Source organism: Deinococcus sonorensis KR-87, from assembly GCF_040256395.1.
In the GTDB taxonomy this organism is placed as follows: domain Bacteria; phylum Deinococcota; class Deinococci; order Deinococcales; family Deinococcaceae; genus Deinococcus; species Deinococcus sonorensis.
In genome coordinates this window covers 1,511,582-1,525,763 of the sequence record NZ_CP158299.1, presented here as the reverse complement: position 1 = coordinate 1,525,763, position 14,182 = coordinate 1,511,582, and the positions used below count along the sequence as shown (strand labels likewise).

The window sequence follows — 14,182 nt, the reverse complement described above, 5'->3', positions numbered from 1 at the left end:
ATGCTGCCGCACGGAGCGCTGGAATGCGGCCTGGCCGAGCAGCTGGCCGCCAGCGGCACAGCGGTACAGACTTCGCATTCGTCTGGACAGGCATCCACTACACTACGGGGCATGGACAGCCCCGGCCTGATCGAACGCCCAGTCACCTGGGTGGCGCTGGCCGGCTTCATGGGCACCGGCAAAAGCCGGATCGGCTGGGAGCTGAGCCGTTCACTGGCGCTGCACTTCGTGGACACCGACAAGCTGATCACCCGGGTGGTGGGCAAGAGCATCCCGGAGGTGTTCGCCCACGAGGGCGAAGGCTTCTTCCGCGCCTGCGAGGGCGAGGTGGTCCGCCGGGTCACTCGGCTGGACTACGCGGTGGTGAGCCTGGGCGGCGGCACCTTCGTGCATGAGGAGAACCGGCGGGTGCTGCTGGAGCGCGGCCCGGTGGTGGTGCTGTGGGCCAGCCCGGAAACCATCCTGGCGCGCACCCGCCACTCAGACCGGCCGCTGCTGCACACCCCGGACCCGCTGGCCCGCATCGAGGCGCTGATGAGCGAGCGCGAGAATGCCTACCGCCAGGGCACCATCCACGTGCACAGCGACGGGCGGCCCTCCGAGGAAATCGTGGCCGAGATCATCGAGCGGCTGTGGACCTACGCCGACGTGCAGGCCTTTGCCGAGACGCTGGAGAGTGAACGTGCCTCGGATTGAGGTAGGCGGCCCCGCACCTTACCCCGTGACGGTGGAGCGCGGCACGCTAGAGCGAGTGCGGGTGCCGCACGCCCAGGTGGCCCTGATTCACGACGCCGGGGTGCCGGAGCGCTGGGTGCGGCAGGTGGAGCAGGCGCTCTCCCCCGCCCTCAGCGTCCAGGTGCCGGCCCGCGACGACAGCAAGACCGTGACCGTCTATGCAGACGTGCTCTCGCAGCTGGCGCAGGCAGGCCTGACCCGCAGCGGCGCGGTGGTGGGGCTGGGCGGCGGCGCCACCACCGATCTGGCCGGCTTCGTGGCGGCCACCTACCTGCGCGGCGTCGCCTTCTACAGCCTGCCCACCACCCTGCTGGGCATGGTGGACGCGGCGGTGGGCGGCAAGACCGGCATCAACCTGCCGGAGGGCAAGAACCTGGTGGGCGCGTTCTATCCGGCGCGGGCAGTGTGGTGCGACCCGCAGGTGCTGGAGACCCTGCCGCCGGCCGTGTTCCGCGAGGGCGCGGCCGAAGCCTACAAGCACGGCCTGATCGCCGACCCCAGCCTGCTGGAGCGGGTGCTGTCGCCCGACTTCCGGCCGGAGCATCCGGCCTTCGAAGACACCCTGGCCGACGCCATCCGGGTCAAGGCCGAGGTGGTCACCCGCGACCTGACCGAGCAGGGCGAGCGGGCCCACCTGAATTTTGGCCACACACTGGCGCACGCATTGGAGGCCGTCACGCACCACGGCATGTCACACGGCTTTGCCGTGGGCTACGGCATGCACTACGCCGCGCTGCTGTCGCGGGCGCTGGGAGGCACCGACCTGAGCAGCCACACCCGCCGCTTCCTGGCATGGCAACAGCCCAGCCCCCTGCCGGAGCTGAGCTTCGATGACCTGAGCCCCTACATGGCCCGCGACAAGAAAGCCGATGACCAGGGCGTGCGCTTCGTGCTGCTGCACGACCTGGCCCGGCCGTATCTGGCGCGGGTGCCGGACACCACGCTGCGCGAGGTCTACGCCACCTGGCAGCAGGACTGCACTGCCTTCGCCCTCTCTCCTTCCTGAGGTCTCCCTTGTTCCTGATTCTGAACGGCCCCAACCTGAACCTGCTGGGCACCCGCGAGCCGGGCGTGTACGGCGCCGGCACCCTGGAAGACCTGGAACGGCAGTGCGAGGAGTGGGGCACCGAACTGGGCGTGACGGTCACCTGTCACCAGAGCAATTTCGAGGGGCAGCTGCTGGAGTGGGTGCAGCAGGCGGGCGAGCAGGGCTTCCGCGGCATCGTGATCAACCCGGGCGCGCTGACCCACTACAGCTACGCGCTGCGCGACGCCATCGCCGGGCAGGCGCTGCCGGTGGTGGAGGTGCACCTCTCCAACGTGGACGCCCGCGAGGCGTTCCGGCATGTCAGCGTGACCGCGCCAGTGTGTCGCGGCAAGATCTCCGGGCTCGGCTGGGCCGGGTACCGCTTTGCGCTGGAGTACCTCAGCGAATTATGAGTGGTTCTTCATGGTGCGCCCGACCCTTGCCCCGGATACTGGCAGGAGCAGGGTAGGCCAGACCTATACAGGCAACCCACGCACGACGTGATCTGCGTCGGAAGGAGTGCAGAGGTGCCCAGCGAACGCGAGCCGTTGCCAAATCCGAATGCCGACCTCACCCGTGGCCTGGGCCGCACCCGCACCACCGGCGGTGAGGCCTGGCTGACCATAGCGGACACGGCGCCAGTGGAACCCCCGCTGATCGAGGGCGGCTTCACGCACGACGCGCTGCCGGACTTGTTCCGGTACCTGAGTGGGCGGGGCGAATCGCTGCTGTGGGAGCTGACCACCCTGGCCGGCAGCTTCATGCTGGTGCTGGACCACGGCGAGCCGGTGGACATCATGTTCCGCCCGGTGCGGCCGGTGGGCGCGCTGGTGGGCCTCAAGGCGCTGCAGATCCTGTTCCGGCAGGAGGGCGGACGCTTCTCGGTGCGGCGCGGGACGCCGGACCGCCCCCGCCGCTCGCTGAACGACCGCGCCGAGCAGCTGCTGATCCAGATGGCGACGCTGGACGACGAGGCGGTGGCGCCCTCGGTCCTGGCCGGCCGCACCGTGGACGTGGACGACGAGTTGCGGCTGGTGAGCGATGTGGCGCTCCCGGATCACCAGACCGCCTTCCGGACCCGCTCGCTGGACGTGCCGCTGACCGAGGTGCTGCAGCTGTTCTCGGTGAGCCGCCGGCCGTACTGGATTCAGCTGCTTGGACCAGCGGAGCAGCTGATCGGGCGGCTGCACCTCGACGGCGAGCATCTGGTGGTGAGCGCCGAGTATGGCACGCTGCGGGGCGGCGTGGCCTTCACGGCGCTGCTGACCAACCGCAAGCCGGTCACCATTGACGTGCGCCCGATCCGGTCCTCGGAGCAGCGCCAGCTGGACGCCGCCCGGGCCGCCTCCGGCAGCGCGCCCCTGGGCAAGCTGGACGCGCTGCTGATGCAGGAGTTCCTGTCGGGTCGGCTGGCCGGCAACCTCATGCCCGAGCCGGAACCTGAGGCGCCGGTGGCGCAGATTGCCCCTGAACAGCCGGCCTCTGCACAGGCCGCCCCCCAGGCCACTGCCGGGTCGCTGCTGTCGCGGGTGTTCGGCGGTTTCCGTCGGCGCGACGGGACAAAATAAAGCCTCGCTCCGGCCACTTTCTCGTGTGTAACTGCATATACAGCGCCGGCTGCGGGCGATAAGATGCAGTATGCATGCATCCGTGCATCTCTGGGGATGCCCGGCCGGTTCAGGTCGGGTCCGGCCGTTTCCGTGGCCGTGAGTCGGATCGCCCGGCCTGACCTGAACCGAAGCGGACCCGTCTGCCCCCTGTTCAGTGTTGCTGCCCCTCCCTTCTCCGCTGCGGTGGCTGGTTCATGACCAGTCCCGGGCTGATTCCCCCGTCCCTGACCGACCTGCGCGACGAACTGCAGGCGCTGCAGCAGCAGATTGACCAGGGACGCGACCGCTCCATCACCGACGTGGCGCTGCTGCACCGTGACGCGGTGTATCTGGCCCTGGATACCGGGGATCCGGCCATCGCCATGACGCACGCCCTGGCCTGCCTGGAACTGGCCCGGGTCAGCCGGGACCGCTCGCTGGAAGCCAAGGCGCACGTGGCCATCGCGCTGGTGCAGGCCGATACCTACGACGACCTGGGCGCCGACGCCCATTTTCAGCAGGCCGAGATGCTGGCGCGCGAGGCGGGCGACCAGCGCGGGGTGGCGCTGGTGGCGGTGAACCGGTCGCACCATGAGATGGACCGCGATCTGTATGCCGACGCCGCCACCCGGCTGCACGGCCTGCTGCATTCGCCCTTTGCGGAGGGCCTGCGGCTCGGAGAATCGGCCGAGCTGCTGCACACCTTCCACATCAACTACACCGTGAGTGCCTCGGAGGCGCTGATCCGGCGCCAGCTCCCGGAAGGGCTGCGCGACGAGGTGCAGGCCGAGCTGCAGCACTCGGTGGCGCTGCTCACCACCCTGAACGCCCAGCGCACGCTGCTGCGCTCGCCGCTGCGGGTGCTGGACGTGCTGGACGCCCTGTCGCGCCACGCCGTCTGGTCCGGCGCGCTGGACCAGGCCATCCAGATGGGCCACGAGAGCGTGCAGCTGGCCGCCAATACCCGCAGCACCACGCTCTACGGCCACGCCCTGCGCAACCGGGCCCGGGCGTTTTCCCGGTCCAGCCGCTGGGACGAGGCGGTCGCGGACCTGGAGCAGGCCATCGCCCAGTTCGAGCTGGGTCAGCAGGACCTGCTGGCGGCCCGCGCCCGTGAGGCGCTGGCCAACGCCTATGCCCGCTCCGGCCGCTTTCAGGAGGCGTTCGAGACGCAGCGGGAAGTGACCCGGCGGGTGCTGGCGCTGTACCGGGACGTGTACCAGCAGCGCGCGCTGCTCAAGCAGATCGAACAGCAGGCCCGCGACGCCGAGGTGCGGGCTGCCGCCTTCGCCGAGGCGGCGATGCAGGACCCGCTCACCGGCGCGCCCAACCGCGCCTTTGCCATGCAGCGGCTGGCCCGCCTGCGCGAGCAGGCCCGCCAGGGCCCGCCCAGCGTGGTGGTGCTGCTGGACCTGGACCACTTCAAGCGGGTCAATGACACCTACGGCCACGCGGTGGGCGACGCGGTGCTGATCCGGGTGGTGCGGGCGCTCAGCGCCGAGATCCGTGACCAGGACTGTCTGGCCCGGTTCGGCGGCGAGGAGTTCGTGGTGATCCTGCACGACCTGGGCCTGGAAGCCGCCCAGGAAGTGTGCCACCGGCTGCGCAGCGTCCTGGAGCGGCTGGTCTGGGATGACGTGGCCGCCGGCCTGCAGATGACCGCCAGCTTCGGGCTGGCCCGGCTGGACGGCCGCCGTGACCTGAAGGCCACCCTGCGGGCCGCCGACGAGGCGCTCTATGCGGCCAAGGCCGCCGGACGCAATGCCGTCAGCGTCAGCGAGCCGTGGGCCTGAGCCCTCAGCGCTTGTACAGGATGTTCACAGCGGCCTCGCTGACCCGGCCCTTCAGGATGCTGACCCGGCTGTAGCTGAGCAGCACCTGACCGCTGCGCAGCTGCAGCAGCGACAGGCGCCCGTCCATGGCGTTCATGGTGGTGGGATTGCTGCCCTTGAGCATCCAGGTGTAGCCGGAGCGCTGCCCCAGACCGGTCACGTCCTCGTTGGCCGCCACCAGCACCGTCGTGGGCCGCGCCCCAAACCCCTCGGGCGTTTTGAGCTCACCCGTGTTCAGATCAATAACCAGGCCCTTCAGGATGCTGGCTGCCTGCGCGCCCGCCCCCTGAGCGTCCCCGAACACCAGATGCAGGGCGTCCCGGCTGACACTGAGCCTGAAGGTGCGCCCACTCGGCTCCAGCGTCTTCTGGATCACCACGTAGCGCTGAAACTCGGCGCGGGTGATGCCCAGGCGCTCGTCGTAGGACGGCACCTTGCCCTGCTCGATCTGCTTGAGCTTGTCGGCCAGCACCACCGGGTCGCCGTTTTCCTCAAACACCCGCTGCTGCAATGTCACGAGGAGCCGCGAGCGGGTGTCCATGAACTGGGCCTGCTGGCCCGGCAGCGGCAGCAGCGCCGCCAGACGGGCTTTCAGATCCAGCCGGTCCGGCTGGGCAAGACTCACCTGCACCAGGCCAAACCCAGTCAGAAGCAGCAGATACGAAGCGCGGAAGTGGGCGGCCCTCATGCCGCCATGAAGCATATCGCCGGACGGTGAGAACTCCGATTGAGCCGTACCTGGACACGGTTCAACGTCAGCAGAAAGGGTGGGGACCGGCGAACCCGGCACCCACCCCTCTCCCATGCGGCGCTCAGGCCTTGCCGACGCTGCCCAGCACCCGCAGTTTGTGCTCCACGATCTGGGCCATCACGTCTCTGGCCGGGCCGAACACCTTGCGCGGATCGAATTCCTTGGGACTGGCCTTCAGCACTTCACGGATGCCCACCGTGCTGGCCAGCCGCAGGTCGGTGTCCACGTTCACCTTGGCGATGCCGTGCTGGGTGGCCTGTTCCAGGTCCTCGTCCGCGATGCCGGCCGCGTCCCCGATCTCGCCGCCCGACGCCCGGAAGCGTTCCACGATCTCCTTCGGCACGCCGCTGCTGCCGTGCGCCACCAACGGAATGCTCAGCAGGTTCCCGATCTGCTCGATGCGCGCCTGATCGATGAACGGGCGGCCCTTGCCCTTGTAGGCGCCGTGGCTGGTGCCGATGGCGATGGCCAGGTAGTCGGTCCCGGTCTGCTCCACGAACTGCACGGCCTCCTGGGGGTCGGTCAGGAAGGCGTCCTTCTCGTCCACCACCACGTGCTCCTCGATGCCGCCCAGCCGGCCCAGCTCGCTCTCCACGCTGATGCCCATGGCGTGCGCGGCCTCCACCACCCGGCGGGTCTCGGCGACGTTCTCCTCAAAGGGGTGGTGCGAGGCGTCGATCATCACGCTGGTGAAGCCCATCTTGATGGCCTTCAGGGCGTTGACGTAGCTGGAGCCGTGGTCCAGGTGCAGCGCCACCGGCACCGAGGCCCGGGTGGCGATGTCCTTGACGATGTTGGCGAGGTCCTGGCCGCCGTACTTGATGGCCCCCTCACTCATCTGCACGATCACCGGGCTGCGCAGCCGCTCCGCCGTGTGGATGATCGCCTGGGTGATCTCCATGTTGTTGGTGTTGAACGCCGCCACACCGTATTTGCCTGCGCGGGCAGGCACCAGAATGTCATTGCCGGTTACGAGCATATTGCCCTCCTCACCGGGCAGGATACCGCGCGCGGCAATGCCGCACGGGCCCCCCCGTGTAGATGATCCCCGGCGGTACACTGCGGCCATGACCCGCACCGATACGCCCCCCTTCGCCTGGGACCGTGTGGTTTCAGCGCGTGGCCAGCGGATGAACAGCAGCGTCATCCGCGAGATGCTCAAGATCACCCAGCGCCCGGATGTGATCTCGTTTGCGGGTGGGCTGCCCGCCCCCGAGCTGTTTCCGATCGAGGCGGTGCGGCAGGCCGCCAGCACGGTGCTGGACCGCTACGGCCCGGCCGCGCTGCAGTACAGCACCACCGAGGGGCATCTGCCGCTGCGTGAGTGGCTGGCCGCACGGGCCAGCATCACGCCGCAGCACGTGCAGATCATGACCGGCAGCCAGCAGAGCCTGGACCTGCTGGGCAAGATGCTGATCAACGAGGGGGACGTGGTGCTGGTGGAAGCGCCCACCTACCTGGGCGCGCTGCAGAGCTTCCAGCCGTACGGCCCGCAGTACGTGCAGGTGCCCACCGACGACCACGGCATCGACGTGGACGCCCTGGAGACGCTGCTGCACACCACCCGTGCCAAGCTGCTGTACGCGGTGCCGAACTTTCAGAACCCCACCGGCCGCACCCTCAGCCTGGAGCGCCGACAGCAGCTGGTGGAGCTGACCGCCCGCCACGGCATCGTGCTGGTGGAGGACGACCCCTACGGCGCGCTGCGCTTCACGGGTGAGGCGCTGCCCAGCCTGTACACGCTGGGGCTGGAGCGGGCCGGCCACCCGGATCACAACCATGTGGTGTACAGCAGCTCCTTTTCCAAGGTGCTGGTGCCGGGCCTGCGCGACGCGTGGGTGCAGGCGGCCCGACCCCTGATCCACAAGCTGGTGCAGGCCAAACAGGGCGCCGACCTGCACACGCCCACCTTCAACCAGATGATTGTGGCGGAACTGGTGGAGGACGTGATGCCAGCCCAGATCGAGCGGGTGCGGCAGGCCTACGGCGAGCGGGCCGGGCAGATGGTGCAGAGCATGCAGCGGCACTTTCCGGCGGGCGTGCAGTACACCACGCCGCAGGGCGGCATGTTCCTGTGGGTCACGCTGCCGGAGCAGATCGACACCGCACCACTGCTTCAACAGGCGGTGGCGCGCGGCGTGGCCTTCGTGCCGGGCGCGCCGTTCTTCGCGCTGGGCGGCGGGCACAACACCATGCGGCTGAGCTACAGCTCGGCCACCCCGGAGCAGATCGAGCGCGGCATTGCGGCGCTGGGCGAGACCATCCGCAGCGCGCTGGACTGAAGCGGGAGGAGGGGCACGCCCCTTAGCGCTGTTCCGGCGCAGGGCGCTGCAGGGCCAGCCGCAGCAGCAGCAGCGACGCCAGTTCCGCCACGCCGGCCAGCAGGTACGCCCACTGGTCGGCGTGGGTCGGTGCTGGCGCGCCGGCCAGCGGCACCACGTTGATGATGGTGCTGGCCAGACTCAGCGCCGCCGCGACGTTCAGCAGGTCGCTCAACTGGCGGCGGCCGGTCTGGTCGGCAGGGTTGGGAAACAGCCGCACGCTCAGCAGGAACAGCAGCAGATTGATCACGATGCCGCCCACCCACACGCTCAGCAGGATGAACACCGCCGCCGGGTTGGCTTCCGGATACATCCCGGTTCCGAACCCCAGCGCGGCCAGCACCCACAACGCCCCCTGGTAGGCGGCCAGCCAGGGATAGCTGACCCGCAGCACCGCCAGCCGGGTGCTGTTCAGTCGGGCGGCCCGGCCCGCGAACAGGTCGCGCAGCAGCAGGCCCCACAGCGTGAGCAGCGCCGCGCTGCCCAGCAGGTCCGGCAGGCTGTACCAACCACCCCCCTCGCGCCGCAGCAGCAGGTACAGCAGCAGCGCGGGCAGGCTCAGCACCCGTAGGGCCAGCGCCAGCAGCGCAGCCTGCTCCAGCGTGCGGGTGCTCAGCCGGGCGTTCAAAGGCCCAGTTTCTGGTTCAGCAGTTGCCGCACCAGTTCCGGTCCGGCCTGGCCGTTCATGGCCCGCATTACCGGCCCGAACAGCGCGTTGGCGGCCTTCAGGTTGCCGCCCCGGACCTGCTCCACCGCTTTCGGGTTGGCCTGCATGGCGGCGTCGATGGCCGCCTCGATGGCCGCCGTATCGGTCACGACGCTCAGGCCGCGCTGCTGCACCAGCGCCTGCGGGTCGGCACCGTCCAGCAGCTCCGGCAGCAGCTCCTTGGCCATCTTGCCGCTGATGGTCCCCTCCCCCACCAGCCGCACCAGCGCCGCCAGGTGCTCCGGCGTCAGGCCGCTGCGGTCCAGCGTCAGCTCGCGGGCGGCCAGCAGGCCCGCCACGTCGGTCAGCAGCCAGTTGGCCAGCCGCTGGATGTCGGCGCCCGGCTGCTGCAGCGCGGCGTCCAGAAAGCGGCTGAGCGGCACGTCCACGCTGATCAGGTCGGCGTCGGCGTCGCGCAGGCCCGCCTCCACATAGCGCGCGCGTTTGTGGGCCGGCAGTTCCGGCATGCTGGAGCGCACCCGCTCAATCCACTCGGGGGTGATGTTCAGCGGCGGCAGGTCCGGCTCGGGGAAGTAGCGGTAGTCGGCCTCGCCCTCCTTGGTGCGCATCACGAAAGTCTTCTGACCGCCCTCGTCCCAACCCATGGTGTCCTGGGTGATGCGCCCACCCGCCTGCAGCGTACGGGTCTGGCGCGCGATCTCGTACTCGAGGGCGCGCTGCACGCTGCGGAAGCTGTTGAGGTTCTTGACCTCCACCTTGGTGCCGAAGGGGGTGCCGGGGCGGTGCACGCTGACGTTCACGTCGCAGCGCATCTTGCCTTCCTCGGGGTTGGCGTCGCTGACGCCCAGCGACTGCGCGATGGCGCGCACCAGCGTCAGGAAGCGCCGGGCCTGCTCCGGGGTGCGGATGTCCGGCTCGGTCACCATCTCGATCAGCGGCATGCCGGCGCGGTTCAGGTCCAGCAGGCTGTACGGGGCGTAGGTGGGGTGCATCAGCTTGCCGGCGTCGTCTTCCAGGTGCGCGCGGGTGATGCCGATGCGCTCGCCGTCCACCTCCAGCCAGCCGCTACGCGCAATGGGCCGGTCGTACTGCGAGATCTGGTAGTTCTTGGGCGCGTCCGGGTAGTAGTAGTTCTTGCGGTGGAACTGCGTGAAGCCCTCCACGTCGCAGTGCAGCGCCAGCCCGAACATGATCGCCAGGTCCACCGCCTGCCGGTTGAGGCTGGGCATGGTGCCGGGCAGCCCCAGCGTCAGCGGGTCGGTGTAGGTGTTGGGCTCCGCGCCCACGTAATCGGCGCGGCAGGCACTGAACATCTTGGTGCGGGTGTTGAGGTGCAGGTGGACCTCCAGACCGATCACCGCCTGGTACTGCTGGGCCGTGGGAGACGCCGCCTGAGACATGCCGGAAGTATAGCGGCATGGCCGCGCGCCCACAGGGGCCAGCACATACAGAAGCAGACAAGGCGCCGGGGTGCGGCGGCGTGTCAGCATGCCGCATGGCCGCGCAACCGATCATCTTTCTGGACACCGAAACGGGAGGCACCGACCCGGCCCAGCACTCGCTGCTGACCATCGGGCTGGTGACCCTGAACGGCCCCGAGGTGGAGCGCCCGCTGCACCTGCAGCTGCGCCACCCGACCTACCACGTGGCGGCCTCCGCCATGGCGGTGAACGGCATTGACCTGCAGGTGCATCACCAGCAGGCGCAGGAGCCGGACGTGGTGGCCCAGGCGATCCGCGACTACGCCGCGCCGCTGGGCCGCTGCATTCTGGGCGGGCACAACTTCGGCTTCGACCTGGGGTTCCTGAAGCCGCTGCTGCCGGACCTGAACACGGTGTTCCGGCGCGGCCGGGTGGACACCAAGGTGGTGGCGCAGTTCCTGATTCATGCCGGGCTGCTGCCGCGCCGGGTCGGGACGGCCCTGAGCGATCTGGCGGCGCACTTCGAGCTGGAGTATCAGGCGCACGACGCGCTGGAGGACGCCCGCACTACCGCGCTCGTCTACCGGGCAATGCTGGGGCTGGTGTCGGCAGGCGGAGCGGAACCGCAGGCCTGAAGGCCGCTCAGGGAACGGTGGCCGACCGGCGCTGCGACCGGGCCACCTGCATGGCCAGCAGCAGCAGGCCCACGTTCAGCACCGCAATCATGACGAACAGCAGTCTCGGCTGGACGCTGTACAGGGCGCCGGCCAGCCCAGCCGCCGGGATGGAGCACAGCATCGTCAGGGTCTGGACCGCCGAGTAGAGGTCGGCGGTGCCGTGGGCCGGCAGGTGACTGAACAGCACCGTATCGCGGTAGGTCTGGGTCAGGAAGGTGACGGCGCCCAGCAGGCTTACCACCAGCAGCAGGGCGCTCAGGTTGCCGGCGGGAATGAACAGGATCAGGACCGCCCCGGCCAGGCCCAGCAGCCGGGTGAACACCAGCGTGCGCTCGGCCGGGACGTGGTCCAGCCGCCGCAGCACCAGGGCGTACATCAGGATGGTGACCACCGCGCCGGCCACCGGCACCAGCGACAGCGCCTGCGCTCCGAACCCGAGCGTCTCCTTGAACAGCAGAATCTGGAACAGGCCCATCTGCTCGGCGAACATGGTCAGCACATAGAAGGCGACGACGCCCGGCAGGCCGCCACGGGCCAGGGCCGGCACCAGCTGAAAGGTGTGGCGCATGCTCTCCCACGGCTTCAGGTCCCGGTGCTGCTGCATGGCGGCCTCGCCGCTGCGGGTTTCCTGGGTGACCGCGTTGCGCCAGTAGAACATCACGGTCATACCAACGGCGCCCAGCAGGTACACGCCGCGCAGCGCCGGGACCACCCCGAGGCGCGCGATCAGCAGGCCGACCAGCGGCGTGAGCAGGCCGCAGAAGGCATTGATCAGGTTCAGGATGCCGAAGACCCGCGCCCGTTTCGGCTGCGGCACGTCCTCAATGACCAGCAGGCTCCAGGACACCGCCACGATCCGGTTGCTGGCGCTCAGCGCCGCCGCGATCAGAAAGGCCACGAAGCTGTGCGCCAGCCCCCACACCACCATCGGCACGGTCCAGGACACCAGGTCCCACAGCAGGCTGGTGCGGCGGCGGCCCATTCGGTTGGTGATGGGGGCGGCCAGCGCCTGAAACACGAACGAGCAGGCCACCGTGATGGACCCCAGCAGGCCGATCTGGGTACTGCTCAGGCCCACACCGCGCATATAGAGCGGCGCGTAATAGATCACCACCACGCCAAACACCGCCCAAAGAGGCTCCAGCAGAATGCAGTTGCGGGCGTTGCGCGGCAGCCCGCTCAGGGAGGGCAGCACCCTCATGGACAGGCGGCGGACACAGGAACGAACGGGCAGAGCAGCATGGCTTCACCCTACAGGTCCGGGACGCCTCATTGGAGCAAGTGACTGGACCATGAAGGCGCTGCCAGCTCCCTATAACCGTGAGGTGTACTGATGGCTTGCCTTCCACCAGACGAACAAACGGTACTTACCGAGCGATGGGGCTTTCCTGATAGCGGGACGTCCGGCCCCGCCCCGCGCTCAGGGCTTGCGCGAACCGCAGAAACGGGTCCTCTCGAAGACCACACCATCACTGCCGGGCAAACCGGGTCCTTCTCTCTCAGTGGCAACAAAAAACCCCGTCCGTGACGGGGTTTTCTTGGTGGCGATGCCCGGACTTGAACCGGGGACCTAACGATTATGAGTCGTTCGCTCTAACCAGCTGAGCTACATCGCCATGGCAGGGCTCATGGGCTGCAACACTTTAGCGCTCACCGACCTCCTGCACAAGCCCCCTCCCGCGTGTCGTACACTGGGGAGGAATGCGCCCTGTTGTGGGCAAGTCCTGCAACACCGCTGAAGTGACCGCGCCATACGCCTGGCTGGAGTGCCGGGCGGCAGAACTCTCTGCCGGGACTGTGAACTTCAGCGACCGGGCAGCGGCGAAGGAGTACACAGTGGCGTTTCGTGACGTACTAGAAATTGAAGTGCAGGCAGGACACGGCGGCGACGGCAGCATGAGCTTCCACCGGGCCAAGTACATGCCCAAGGGCGGACCGGACGGCGGGCACGGCGGCAAGGGCGGCAGCATCCTGCTGCGGGCCGTAGAGGGCGTCGAGAGTCTGGAGCGGCTGCTGGGCCGGCGCAAGTTCAAGGCCGAGAGCGGCAATTATGGCGAGGGTCGGCTGCGGCAGGGCAAGGACGGCGAGGACTTGATCATCGACGTGCCGGTGGGCACCACCGCCTTCGACCTCGACACTGGACGGGTGGTGGCCGACCTGGTGCGCGCCGGTCAGATCAAGGTGGTGGCGCGCGGCGGTCAGGGTGGCCGCGGCAACAGCACCTTCGCGAGCGCCAGCCGTCAGGCGCCCCGTTTTGCGGAGCTGGGCACCCGTGGTCAGCGGCGCCGGGTGCGGCTGGAACTGCGCCTGATCGCGGACGTGGGGCTGGTCGGCTACCCGAACGCCGGCAAGAGCAGCCTGCTGGCGGCCCTGAGCAACGCCAACCCGGCCATCGCGGACTATCCCTTCACCACCCTCTCCCCCATCCTGGGTGTGGTGGACGACCCGGACCATGACCGCCGCTTCACCCTGGCGGACATCCCCGGCATCATCGAGGGGGCCAGCGAGGGGCGTGGCCTGGGGCTGGAGTTCCTGCGCCACATCAGCCGCACCCGGCTGCTGGTGTACGTGCTGGATGTGGCCCGTGACCCGGCCCAGGAGCTGGAGGCGCTGCAGGCGGAGCTGCAGAGCTACGACCCCAGCCTGCTGGAGCAGGTGGCGCTGGTGGCGCTCAACAAGGTGGACACGGTGGACCCGGACCTCGCCCAGCTGGCCGAGGATGAGCTGAGCCGCTTCGGGCTGCCGGTGCTGCAGGTGAGCGCGCGCGACGGCCTGCACCTGGAAGAGCTGAAGGCGACGCTGTTCTCGATGCTGCCTTCCCAGGAAGTGTGGGCTCAGACCCACGCGCTGGAGGAGGAGCCGGACGAGGTGCGGGTGGAGCCGTTGCACGTGGAGTTGCGCATCGACCCGCCCACCGTCAACCGCGGCGTGACCGGGGCGCCGGAACGGGTCTGGACCGTCACGGGCGGCGGGTTTCAGGAGAAGCTGGAGCGGTTCGCGCGCCACCTCGAGGACGCGGCGGAGTACCTGTCGGGCCTGTTCAAGCGCCAGGGGCTGACCAACGCGCTGCGGCGGGCCGGTGCCCAGGAAGGCGATACAGTCGAGATCGGCACCTTCCGGTTCGAGTACTTTGACGACGAGCAGTAACCACGCTGCCTCAAG

The 14,182-nt window shown here is 69.1% G+C and carries 13 protein-coding genes and 1 tRNA gene; 8 read left to right on the top strand and 6 right to left on the bottom strand.

The window, feature by feature from the left end:
- Positions 1-111 precede the first annotated feature (111 nt).
- From ABOD76_RS12740 to ABOD76_RS12720, 5 genes are all read left to right on the top strand, one after another.
- The gene (locus ABOD76_RS12740; protein WP_350242339.1) at positions 112-696 is read left to right on the top strand and encodes a shikimate kinase; all 585 of its coding nucleotides are present in this window, start codon (positions 112-114) and stop codon (positions 694-696) included.
- A complete protein-coding gene (gene aroB / locus ABOD76_RS12735) occupies positions 683-1,741 on the top strand; it encodes a 3-dehydroquinate synthase (protein WP_350242338.1) in 1,059 nt (352 codons plus the stop codon). Before ABOD76_RS12740 ends, aroB begins: the two co-directional genes overlap by 14 nt.
- 8 nt (positions 1,742-1,749) lie before the next feature.
- Complete coding sequence (aroQ, locus tag ABOD76_RS12730) at positions 1,750-2,175, top strand: type II 3-dehydroquinate dehydratase (RefSeq protein WP_350242337.1); 426 nt, start codon at positions 1,750-1,752, stop codon at positions 2,173-2,175.
- Between the two features lie 114 nt (positions 2,176-2,289).
- Positions 2,290-3,330, top strand: a complete 1,041-nt coding sequence (locus ABOD76_RS12725; RefSeq protein ID WP_350242336.1) for a hypothetical protein — start codon at positions 2,290-2,292, stop codon at positions 3,328-3,330.
- Between the two features lie 236 nt (positions 3,331-3,566).
- On the top strand, positions 3,567-5,144 hold the full coding sequence (locus ABOD76_RS12720) for a GGDEF domain-containing protein (RefSeq protein ID WP_350242335.1): 1,578 nt from the start codon (positions 3,567-3,569) through the stop codon (positions 5,142-5,144).
- Positions 5,145-5,148: 4 nt separating this feature from the next.
- Here the strand turns inward: ABOD76_RS12720 and ABOD76_RS12715 are convergent, their stop codons facing one another.
- Positions 5,149-5,871 (bottom strand): hypothetical protein, encoded by a 723-nt coding sequence (locus ABOD76_RS12715; protein WP_350242334.1) that lies wholly within the window; start codon positions 5,869-5,871, stop codon positions 5,149-5,151.
- A 124-nt stretch (positions 5,872-5,995) separates the two neighbouring features.
- A complete protein-coding gene (gene fba, locus ABOD76_RS12710) occupies positions 5,996-6,913 on the bottom strand; it encodes a class II fructose-1,6-bisphosphate aldolase (protein WP_350242333.1) in 918 nt (305 codons plus the stop codon).
- Between the two features lie 88 nt (positions 6,914-7,001).
- Here fba and ABOD76_RS12705 point away from each other — a divergent pair, with 88 nt between their 5' ends.
- Positions 7,002-8,216: a PLP-dependent aminotransferase family protein gene (locus ABOD76_RS12705; RefSeq protein WP_350242332.1), complete on the top strand. Its 1,215-nt coding sequence runs from the start codon at positions 7,002-7,004 to the stop codon at positions 8,214-8,216.
- Between the two features lie 22 nt (positions 8,217-8,238).
- On the opposite strand, the gene ABOD76_RS12700 is transcribed toward ABOD76_RS12705, so the two are convergent.
- Both ABOD76_RS12700 and gatB read right to left on the bottom strand, forming a co-directional pair.
- Complete coding sequence (locus ABOD76_RS12700; protein WP_350242331.1) at positions 8,239-8,883, bottom strand: hypothetical protein; 645 nt, start codon at positions 8,881-8,883, stop codon at positions 8,239-8,241.
- Complete coding sequence (gene gatB / locus ABOD76_RS12695; RefSeq protein ID WP_350242330.1) at positions 8,880-10,322, bottom strand: Asp-tRNA(Asn)/Glu-tRNA(Gln) amidotransferase subunit GatB; 1,443 nt, start codon at positions 10,320-10,322, stop codon at positions 8,880-8,882. Before gatB ends, ABOD76_RS12700 begins: the two co-directional genes overlap by 4 nt.
- A 95-nt stretch (positions 10,323-10,417) precedes the next feature.
- Here gatB and ABOD76_RS12690 point away from each other — a divergent pair, with 95 nt between their 5' ends.
- A complete protein-coding gene (locus ABOD76_RS12690; protein WP_350242329.1) occupies positions 10,418-10,978 on the top strand; it encodes a 3'-5' exonuclease in 561 nt (186 codons plus the stop codon).
- Positions 10,979-10,985: 7 nt separating this feature from the next.
- Here ABOD76_RS12690 and ABOD76_RS12685 read toward each other — a convergent pair whose 3' ends face one another.
- Positions 10,986-12,215 carry an MFS transporter gene (locus tag ABOD76_RS12685; protein WP_350245225.1) on the bottom strand — a complete coding sequence of 410 codons (1,230 nt, stop codon included), beginning with the start codon at positions 12,213-12,215 and terminating at the stop codon, positions 10,986-10,988.
- 344 nt (positions 12,216-12,559) lie between these two features.
- Positions 12,560-12,636: transfer RNA gene (locus ABOD76_RS12680), tRNA-Met, on the bottom strand.
- A 220-nt stretch (positions 12,637-12,856) separates the two neighbouring features.
- Between ABOD76_RS12680 and obgE the strand changes: the two genes are divergently transcribed.
- Positions 12,857-14,167, top strand: a complete 1,311-nt coding sequence (obgE, locus tag ABOD76_RS12675; RefSeq protein ID WP_350245266.1) for a GTPase ObgE — start codon at positions 12,857-12,859, stop codon at positions 14,165-14,167.
- Positions 14,168-14,182 lie beyond the last annotated feature (15 nt).

Excerpts from the sequence above, each read along its gene's own strand:
- ABOD76_RS12740 (WP_350242339.1), top strand. The coding sequence starts at position 112 with ATGGACAGCCCCGGCCTGATCGAACGCCCAGTCACCTGGGTGGCGCTG.
- ABOD76_RS12720 (WP_350242335.1), top strand. The coding sequence starts at position 3,567 with ATGACCAGTCCCGGGCTGATTCCCCCGTCCCTGACCGACCTGCGCGAC.
- ABOD76_RS12715 (WP_350242334.1), bottom strand. The coding sequence starts at position 5,871 with ATGAGGGCCGCCCACTTCCGCGCTTCGTATCTGCTGCTTCTGACTGGG.
- fba (WP_350242333.1), bottom strand. The coding sequence starts at position 6,913 with ATGCTCGTAACCGGCAATGACATTCTGGTGCCTGCCCGCGCAGGCAAA.
- ABOD76_RS12705 (WP_350242332.1), top strand. The coding sequence starts at position 7,002 with ATGACCCGCACCGATACGCCCCCCTTCGCCTGGGACCGTGTGGTTTCA.
- gatB (WP_350242330.1), bottom strand. The coding sequence starts at position 10,322 with ATGTCTCAGGCGGCGTCTCCCACGGCCCAGCAGTACCAGGCGGTGATC.
- ABOD76_RS12690 (WP_350242329.1), top strand. The coding sequence starts at position 10,418 with ATGGCCGCGCAACCGATCATCTTTCTGGACACCGAAACGGGAGGCACC.